Raw genomic sequence first — 9,164 nt, forward strand, 5'->3', positions numbered from 1 at the left:
ACAACGATTATTACAACCAGTTGGTAATAAAAAAGCCCCTTGTGTATTTACACAAGGGGCTTTTTTTAGTTAACGTCAACCTCTACTTTAGCGATATTAAGCCAAGTTTTTTAATGTGGTGTTGTGAGCTTCTTCATTAAGCATTGTTGTTAATTGCTCAGCAGGAATCGGCCTACTGATTAAATATCCTTGCACCATGTCGCAGCCTTGTGCCTTTAAAAAGTCTAAATTTTCAATAGTTTCTACTCCTTCAGCGACAATATCCATACCTAGGCTATGCCCCATTGCAAAAATAGCTTTAACAATGGCATCGTCTTTTTCGGTTTGGCCAATTCTAAACACAAAAGATTGATCTATTTTGAGAACATCAATCGGAAAGTCACGTAAATAAGATAAAGAAGAGTAGCCTGTACCAAAATCATCCAAAGCGATTTTTATGCCTCGATAACGCAAATTCTCTAAAGTAGTGCGTACTATTTCTTTATCTTCCATAAAAGAAGATTCGGTGAGCTCTAATTCTAGGCTTAAAGGATCAAGCTCGGTATTTAATAAAACACGATCAACAATATCAAGTAAATTTCTTCGTTGCAGTTGTTGGGCGACAACATTTACCGAGGTTGTAATTTGAAAACCTAAATTATGCCAAGCATGGGTTTGACGACAAGCTTTATCTAAAACTATTTCACCAATAGCAGAAATGAGGCCAGCTTCTTCTGCTAGAGGAATAAATTGACCAGGTGCTAACAGTCCTAAACTCGGATGTTGCCAACGCACTAGAGCTTCAGTACCAATAATACGATTGCTTTTTAAACACAATTTGGGTTGATAAAAAACTACAAATTCATCGCGAAAAATCGCTTTTCGTAAAGCACTTTCTAAATTAACTTGCTCAATCGAAATCGCTTTTACATTAGAATTAAAGAAGTGTGTGCTGTTGCCACCCATACGTTTAGCTTGTTGTAGTGCAAGATCAGCATTATTAATCAGAATTTGTAGCTCGCGGCCATGTTCTGGAAAAATACTGACACCAATTGAGGCACCAAGCATAAGTTCGTGTTCAGCAATTTTGAAGGGTTTACGTAGTTGCTCAATGATTTTTTCACATAAACTTTCAATCACTTTATGATCGGTGGTTTGGTCTAACATTAAGGCAAATTCATCACTGCCTAAACGTGCGACAGTGTTGGCATCACCAGCACTATGACTAATACGCTCAGCAACTTTTTTAAGTAGATTGTCACCTACTTCATGACCTAAGCTGTCATTTAAGGTTCTAAAACGGTCTAAATCAATATGAATAATTGCAAAGCCTGTGGCTTGTTCGCGCCCCTTGCTAATGGCACTGTGTAGGCGATCATAAAATAAGTTACGATTGGCTAAGCCTGTTAGACGATCATAATTGGCTAAATATTTGAGTTTTTCTTCTGCTTCTTTACGTTGGCTTAAATCAGAAACAATCCCCACGTAATGCACAATATGTTCATCATGATTGACTACAGCAGTAATGTGTAACCAAAGGGGAATCGGTGTGCCGTTTTTATGGTAGTCAGTTAATTCTCCTTGCCAATCACCCACGGTTTTAAGTTGGCTTAAGATATTTACATAGGTTGCTTGGCGATGACCAGATGTTTCGACAACATAGTCAATAATATTTTTGCCTTCTAATTCTTCATGATTAAAGCCGAGCATTTGACTAAAACGAGGATTAACCGATAAAAAGCAAAATGATTCGTCTAAGATATAAATACCTTCGGCAGCATGTTCAAATACCGAAGCGGATAACCGTAATTTTGCTTCAATTTCGCGCTCTGGCGTAATATCTCGGCGTGTACCAATTAAACGTAAAGGTTTGCCTTTTTCATCCCAAGCAACGACTCGACCATTATCCTCAACCCAGACCCAATAACCAGAACGATGTCTAATGCGATAAGCGACTTCATAATTGAGTCGTTTTTTGCGTAAATGTTGAACTAAGGCATGACGTACTGAAGGATAATCATCAGGATGAATAATTTCCTGCATGTGTCCCATAAGATTTTTCATTTCTAATTTGGAGTAGCCTAAAAGTTGTTCAAAATTGGAATGAAAAATCTCATTGGTGGTCATATTCCAATCCCACAAACCAATGCCAGAAGCATCAATAGCTAAAGTCAGTCGTTCTTGGCTATTGCGTAGAGCACGGTTAATGTCAGATAAGGCTAAAGTTCTTTCGCGTACTTTTTGTTCTAGATTAAGGTTAATTTCTTGCAGTTGGCTTTCGGTTTGTCGACGATCTTGAATTTCTTGAGTAAGTTGTTGATTTAATGATTCGGCAGAAGTTTTAGAGTTTTCTAAAAAGTGAATTAAGTCTTCATTGCGCAGTTGTAACCATAAAGATTGATAACTGAGATCACTTAAACGACGACCGGCTAACAAGACAAAAAAGAAAAATAAACCACTCACTCCCATCAATGCAGAGTTAACAATAGATGGATAGCTCATTAACAAAAATAAGCCAGGCATGATGGCTGCTAATGAAAAATAAATAAAGGTTTCAAAACGACTAGAATAGGCAGTCAAAGCAGCAATCGCTTGCCAACTGACTAAACAGGCTAGCAGGGCAGGGCGATAAAAATCGACTAAATTACTATGGCCATCAGGTAGACTGGGTGAAAACACCATTGCCGCAAGCCCCCAAACACTACCCATGAGAGCGGCACTAAAATTGATGGTTTTTTCAATACGAGTATTACTGATTTCTTTAAAGTTATTTTTTAAGGATTGAATCAGGCCAATACAACCACCAATAATAAATAAGGAAAAAACGAGCCAAGATTGGGTATCTAAAAAACGAGTATTATCTTCTTTCCAGTACAAAGCACTAATGGTTACAACAGAAACGATAGCAATAAAGCTGAAGAACTGAAATTGATTAATCATGTTTTGCGCTTGAAGACGCGCTAAACGATGTTGAATATACGAACTAGAGTGATCGTGATGTTCTTGCTGTGTTATATCATTCTGTTGTTGCTCAGTCATGCAACCACTCCCTATGGGGCAAGATAGTCACCAGTAAAAACGTCAACTGGTAAAATAATGATTTTAGTTTTCAGTATTTTATTGAGTCTAACGGAGGAAGTTTTAGCTCAATATTGTTTATTAGTAGGACTTACGCATTTTGCCCAAATTAGCACATTTTGAACGTATAAAACCATTAAATATGGTTGAAATAACGGTTAAACTGCTAATTATCTTAATTCTATGCAGCAATGTTAAATAGCTCAAGCAAAATATCTATTTAGGACTTACGCGGTGATCACTTATTTGTGAACATAAAATCGTTTCCACCGATTTTATGTTCACAAAACGAGCTTGTTTCGACTTCGCTCAACACAAGCTTTCGATGAAATGCGTAAGTCCTGAATCATCAAAAGTCACGATTGTCATAATACTGTCATAAATCCTTCGTAATATGCCATCATCTTAAAGAATCATACTCATTAGGAGTTTCTTATGAAGCTGCAACCTTTAGTTTTAGCATTAGGTTTGGGTTTAGGCGTAGCAACAGCCCATGCTTTAGATGCTGGTATGCCTGAATATCAAAAAACGGCTGGTATTTCTGGTAACTTATCCAGTGTAGGTTCTGACACCTTAGCCAACTTAATGACATTTTGGGCAGAAGACTTTAAAAAGCAATATCCTAATGTCAACATTCAAATTCAAGCAGCGGGTTCTTCGACTGCACCACCCGCATTAGCACAAGGTACTGCCAACTTTGGCCCAATGTCTCGTGCAATGAAAGACAACGAAATTCAAGACTTTGAAAAGAAACATGGTTATAAGCCAACCGCTATTCCTGTGGCTGTTGATGCCTTGGCGGTATTTGTTCACAAAGATAACCCGATCAAAGGCTTATCAATGCCAATGGTTGACGCTATTTTCTCCGCAACACGTAAGTGCGGTTTTGAAAAAACGGTAAACACATGGGGTGATGCAGGTTTAACTGGCCCTTGGGCAAGCCGTACCTTACAATTATTTGGCCGTAACTCTGTTTCTGGTACTTATGGTTATTTTAAAGAGCACGCTTTGTGTAAAGGTGACTTTAAATCCAACGTTAACGAACAACCAGGTTCTGCTTCTGTAGTGCAATCGATTTCTAATTCGATTAACGGTGTCGGTTATTCAGGCATTGGTTATGTCACTTCGGGTGTAAAAGCTGTTCCAATTAAAAACAGCGATGGCGAATTTATTGCTGCAACCGCCAAAAATGCTTTATCAGGCAAATATCCTTTAGCACGTTATTTGTATGTGTATGTTAACAAACATCCGAAAAAGCCTTTAGCACCATTAGAGGCGGAGTTTGTGAAATTAGTATTATCTAAACAGGGACAGGAAGTGGTTGAGAAAGATGGTTACATCGCTTTACCAGCTAGCGAAGTGAAGAAAGTACGAGCGAAGCTAGGTTTGTAATACTGTATAATAAAAAGGGGCTGACAGCCCCTTTTTGTTTTTAGTGTTGGCTGTAGTGATGGTCAGTCATAAAGTTGTCTAAGCCTGTTATAATTTGCATAGTCCTAATCTTTAGGGCTTACGCATTTCACCGAAATTAGCGCGTTTTGTGAACATAAAATCGTTGAAAACGATTGAAATGTGAGCAAATAAGCGATAACTGCGTAAGCCCTAATATTGTTTAATTAATTCGAGAGATGTATGAGTAAACCAGAGCGTGTTCGCCTAGATGCAGCAACAATGGCTGCCCTAGACCGCCGCCGTCGCCTAAAAGACAAAATCGCTAATGTAACGATTGGTTTTGGCGGCGTATTTGTGGTGTTAGCCATTACCTTGATTTTTGTCTATTTATTGGTAGAAAGTTGGCCTTTGTTTAAAAAGGCTGAATTTGAAAAAGCGCAGAGTTATCAAGCTCAACAGCAAGCCATTTGGGTTGATATGGACGAATACAATCAAACAGGTATTCGTGTATTGCCCACAGGCGAGGTGCAATACTTTGATGTTAAAACAGGACAAACCACGTCATCAGAGCAAATGACTTTACCTCAGGGGGTGAGCATCAGCACTGTTGAGCGTAGTGGGGTGTTACAGGGCTTAGCAGGTGCAGGTTTATCTAATGGTCAATTATTGGTATTTAAAGCCAATTATGCTGTTGATGTTGCTGAAGATGGCAAAAGTAAAACCGTGACACCAAGCTTACGTTTCCCTTATGGTACAACGCCATTAATCGTCAATGATTTGCCACAACCCTTAACAGAGTTTGCTTTACAAGGTAGTGAAGATGGGTTGCAAGTGATGGCAACGGCCAATAATCAATTGTTGTGGCAACGCTTTGCCGTGCATAAGGAGGAAAGCGAGGAGGGCGGCTTAGGTTTAGGCAGTGCCATGGATGAAGAAGATGGCCAAGATAAAGTTTATGAGCGTGTCAGTAATATGGGGCTGGCAGTGGATAGCCAAGCCATTCGTCAAATTGTTTTGGGACAAGAAGCACGTTGGGCGTATGTGTTAACCGAGACTGATATTTCGGTATTTAAAATTACCGATGGTCAACCACAGCTTTATCAAACGCTTAAAGCGGCTTTAGGTAATGCTAAAATCACCACAGCCATTCCCTTACAAGGTGAAATTTCGTTATTGGTAGGTGATAACAAAGGTTCGGTCAGCCAATGGTTTTTGGTGCGCGATGTTAATAGCGAAGAAGACAAGTTTAATCTACAAAAAATCCGTAGCTTTCAGTTAGGTACTGCACCCATTACCACCATTGCGCCAGAAGCCAAACGTAAAGGTTTTGTTGCTGGTGATAGCCAAGGTAAAATTGGTTATTTTTATACGACCTCCGAGCGAACCATTGGTATTCATCAAGCCGCTAATGCACCGATTAATGCCTTGTCGGTGTCTGCTCGTTCCGAAGGAATCTTTGTTCAAGCCGCAGATAGTGCCAGTTTTTGGTCTTTACATACCGAACATCCTGATATTTCTATGAAGTCAGCATGGGGTAAAGTTTGGTATGAATCTTACCCAGAACCAAGTTATACATGGCAATCTACCTCTGGTAATGCCGACTTTGAAGGCAAAATGTCATTAATGCCTTTAACCTTTGGTACACTCAAAGCTGCTTTTTATGCCATGTTATTGGCTGCACCGTTAGCGATTTTAGGGGCTATGTACACGGCTGTGTTTATGTCTCCAGCCCTACGCACTAAAGTCAAACCAGCAATTGAGTTAATGCAAGCTTTACCAACGGTTATTTTAGGTTTCTTAGCAGGTTTATGGTTAGCACCAACCTTAGAAGCCAATTTACCAGGTATTGTCAGTTTATTAATTATTACACCCATCATCATTTTAGTTTGTGGTTTTATTTGGGTACAAATTCCCTTAGAAAAGCGCAACCGTATTCCTGATGGTTGGGCACCTGTGATTTTAATTGCACCCATTTTATTAGGTGGTTGGATTTCTTTTGCCTCCTCACAAACCATTGAATTGCAGTTTTTTGGTGGTGATATTCGTCACTGGTTAACCTATGAAGCAGGTATCACCTTTGACCAACGTAACTCTTTAATTGTTGGCTTGGCGATGGGTTTTGCGGTGATTGCCCCTATTTTCTCGATTGCTGAAGATGCTTTATTTGCAGTACCACGTCATTTGACCAATGGCTCTTTAGCCTTGGGTGCAACTCAATGGCAAACCTTAACCAGAGTTATTTTACCAACTGCTTCACCTGGTATTTTCTCAGCGGTGATGATTGGTTTTGGTCGTGCTGTGGGCGAAACGATGATTGTGTTAATGGCCACAGGTAACACAGCGGTGATGGAATGGAACATTTTTGAAGGGATGCGTACCTTATCAGCCAATGTTGCGGTAGAAATGGGTGAGGCCGAAGTCGGTTCAACACACTTTAGAATTTTATTCTTATCAGCCTTAGTGTTGTTTGTTTTGACCTTTATTTTAAATACTGTTGCAGAAGTGGTGAGAAGCCGTCTGCGTAAAAAGTATGGTTCTTTATGAGGCTTAATCCATGAAGTTACGTGAATATTTTAGAAGCGGTGAAGCATGGGTTTGGCTAAATGCGGGTGCAGTAGCCATTTCTCTGATTATGGTCATTGGGATTTTGGGTTTAATCGCTGTGCGTGGTTTGGGGCATTTTTGGCCTTCAGATGTTATGCAAGCCCAATATACTTATCAGGGACAAACTGAAACGATTATTGGCGAGCTTTACGACGAAAAAGTGGATACTGCTAAGCGCGTGCGTGAGGCAGGTATTGAGATTCCTGAAAATGTTAGCACCGTCACTCGTTACTCCATTAAACAAGGTAACAAAGATGTGACTGGCCAAGATTTTCGTTGGGTATTAGCCAGTAATTTGCAAAATCAACAATATCCTGCCGATATTGTTGCTTTAGAGCGTTATGAATGGGGCGCGTTTTATGGCCGTTTAAAAGCGGTTAAAGAAAATGGTGTGGTGATTGCGGATGGCGATACAGCATGGCAACAATTACAAACGCGTTTACAACGTACCAATGATTTTCATGACCAAATTGCCGATATTGAAAAAGGAGAAATTGGTCGTATTAACTTTCAACTCGAAAAATTACGTTTACAAGAGCGTAAGTTGGAATTAGACAAGCAATTAACTGATGCAGCTCGTGCTGAATTACAAGCGAAACGCGATGAGCAAAACAAAAAGTACGAATTGTTAAAGGCAAAATTAGAGCAATTAAATCGTGATATGGAACGTGACACGGCGATTTTTGTGGTGGCAAATGGTACCGAGAAAGAAATTGCCTTAAGCAAAATTGTTGCCGCTAATAAGCCAAATGATATGAGCGTCTTTGCTAAATTAGCTGCGTATGGCCATAACGCATGGGCGTTCTTGAGTGACGATCCACGCGAAGCCAATACTGAAGGTGGTGTATTCCCTGCAATTTTTGGTACGGTGTTAATGGTATTTATGATGACCATTATTGTCACGCCTTTAGGAATTATTGCTGCCATCTATTTGCGTGAATATGCCAGCCAGGGAGTGATTACGCAAACAGTGCGTATTGCGGTAAACAACTTAGCGGGTGTGCCATCTATTGTATATGGTGTGTTTGGTTTAGGATTTTTTGTTTACTTTTTAGGTGGCAATATTGATAAATTGTTTTATCCTGAGTCTGCGCCTGCCCCTGTATTTGGTACACCAGGGTTAATGTGGTCAGCTATTACCTTAGCACTAATGACTTTACCCGTGATGATTGTGTCAACAGAAGAGGGTTTGTCACGTATTCCTCGTAGCTTAAAAGAAGGTTCGTTAGCTTTAGGCGCAACCAAAGCCGAAACCTTATGGCGTGTGATTTTGCCGATGACGATGCCCAGTATTATGACAGGTATGATTTTGGCGATTGCCCGTGCCGCAGGTGAAGTTGCCCCGTTAATGTTAGTGGGTGTGGTTAAATTAGCTCCAACTTTACCTGTAGATTTAAATGCGCCATTTATCCATTTAGAGCGTAAATTTATGCACTTAGGCTTTCATATTTATGACGTGGGTTTTCAAAGTCCCAATGTTGAAGCAGCCCGACCTTTAGTGTATGCCACGGCCTTTTTATTAGTATTAATTGTGGCCGCTTTAAATTTGTCGGCAGTTGCTTTGCGTAACCGCCTACGTGAAAAGTACAAAGCCCTTGAGTCTTAAACATCAACACTTACACTGACTAACAGTGTAAGTTTGTTTAGAGTGAATACAGAATGACTTTAGAATTGGAAAAGCCAACTATGAATGCTCCTAAATCTGCAACTCCTACGCCTGCTTATGCGATTGATATGGAAGCTTTAGGCCGCCAAAATCGTAACTTGAATATGGCTGATGAAGATATTTGTTTACAAACCCAAAATCTAAATTTGTTTTATGGCCAAAAACAAGCTCTATTTGATATTAACATGACCATTCCTCGTAAGCGTGTGACCGCGTTTATTGGCCCTTCGGGTTGTGGTAAATCAACCTTATTACGTACTTTTAACCGCATGAATGATTTGGTTGATGGTTGTCGTATTGATGGCAAAATCTTACTAGATGGTAATGATATTTTTGATCGTGGTATGGATATTACTAGCCTACGTCGTCGTGTAGGTATGGTGTTTCAAAAGCCAAATCCCTTTCCTAAATCTATTTATGAAAACGTGGCTTAAGATCGGAAGAG

Annotated in this window: 5 protein-coding genes; 4 read left to right on the forward strand and 1 reads right to left on the reverse strand. The window is 39.8% G+C overall.

Annotation, left to right across the window (positions count from 1 at the left end):
- Positions 1-96: 96 nt before the first annotated feature.
- Positions 97-3,018 (reverse strand): GGDEF and EAL domain-containing protein, encoded by a 2,922-nt coding sequence (locus Q0212_RS07050; RefSeq protein WP_297923953.1) that lies wholly within the window; start codon positions 3,016-3,018, stop codon positions 97-99.
- Between the two features lie 474 nt (positions 3,019-3,492).
- Here Q0212_RS07050 and Q0212_RS07055 point away from each other — a divergent pair, with 474 nt between their 5' ends.
- From Q0212_RS07055 to Q0212_RS07070, 4 genes are all read left to right on the forward strand, one after another.
- A complete protein-coding gene (locus Q0212_RS07055) occupies positions 3,493-4,449 on the forward strand; it encodes a phosphate ABC transporter substrate-binding protein PstS family protein (protein WP_297923955.1) in 957 nt (318 codons plus the stop codon).
- Between the two features lie 240 nt (positions 4,450-4,689).
- The gene (locus tag Q0212_RS07060; protein WP_297923957.1) at positions 4,690-6,993 is read left to right on the forward strand and encodes an ABC transporter permease subunit; all 2,304 of its coding nucleotides are present in this window, start codon (positions 4,690-4,692) and stop codon (positions 6,991-6,993) included.
- A gap of 10 nt (positions 6,994-7,003) precedes the next feature.
- On the forward strand, positions 7,004-8,659 hold the full coding sequence (gene pstA / locus Q0212_RS07065; RefSeq protein ID WP_297923959.1) for a phosphate ABC transporter permease PstA: 1,656 nt from the start codon (positions 7,004-7,006) through the stop codon (positions 8,657-8,659).
- Between the two features lie 53 nt (positions 8,660-8,712).
- Positions 8,713-9,153, forward strand: a complete 441-nt coding sequence (locus Q0212_RS07070) for a phosphate ABC transporter ATP-binding protein (RefSeq protein WP_297923962.1) — start codon at positions 8,713-8,715, stop codon at positions 9,151-9,153.
- Positions 9,154-9,164: the final 11 nt, after the last annotated feature.

It is taken from the genome of uncultured Agitococcus sp. (genome assembly GCF_937920075.1).
In the GTDB taxonomy this organism is placed as follows: Bacteria; Pseudomonadota; Gammaproteobacteria; order Pseudomonadales; family Moraxellaceae; genus Agitococcus.

Coding starts and splice junctions, on each gene's coding strand:
- Q0212_RS07050 (WP_297923953.1), bottom strand. CDS start 3,018: ATGACTGAGCAACAACAGAATGATATAACACAGCAAGAACATCACGAT.
- Q0212_RS07055 (WP_297923955.1), top strand. CDS start 3,493: ATGAAGCTGCAACCTTTAGTTTTAGCATTAGGTTTGGGTTTAGGCGTA.
- Q0212_RS07060 (WP_297923957.1), top strand. CDS start 4,690: ATGAGTAAACCAGAGCGTGTTCGCCTAGATGCAGCAACAATGGCTGCC.
- pstA (WP_297923959.1), top strand. CDS start 7,004: ATGAAGTTACGTGAATATTTTAGAAGCGGTGAAGCATGGGTTTGGCTA.
- Q0212_RS07070 (WP_297923962.1), top strand. CDS start 8,713: ATGACTTTAGAATTGGAAAAGCCAACTATGAATGCTCCTAAATCTGCA.